This window comes from Anaerococcus lactolyticus ATCC 51172, assembly GCF_000156575.1.
Lineage (GTDB): Bacteria > Bacillota > Clostridia > Tissierellales > Peptoniphilaceae > Anaerococcus > Anaerococcus lactolyticus.
On record NZ_GG666101.1, the window covers coordinates 1 to 301 of the forward strand.

Genomic DNA, 301 nt, shown 5'->3' on the forward strand with positions numbered 1-301 from the left:
GGTAGTAAGCGGGAAATTAAAAAAACTCCTATCAGATAAGGAAAAACTAAGTCCTAAAAAGTGGAATGAAGAAAAAATTCTTTTAATGGGAAAGCTTGAAGAAATAAATAAAGAAAAAGACAAGATAAAAGATGAATACCAGGAAATTAATCATATAAAATATTCAGTAGATTTTGTAAACAAAGAATTAGGTATAGATTTATCCATAGAAATAGATAAGCTTATAAAACAAGGTGAAAAACCAAGTGTAATAGCACAGATTAAAAAATTCCAAGACCAAGTTAATAAAGACAATGAATAT

At 26.2% G+C, this 301-nt stretch carries 1 pseudogene; it reads left to right on the forward strand.

The window, feature by feature from the left end:
* Positions 1–301: pseudogene (locus HMPREF0072_RS10455) on the forward strand (nickase); the annotation flags it as partial.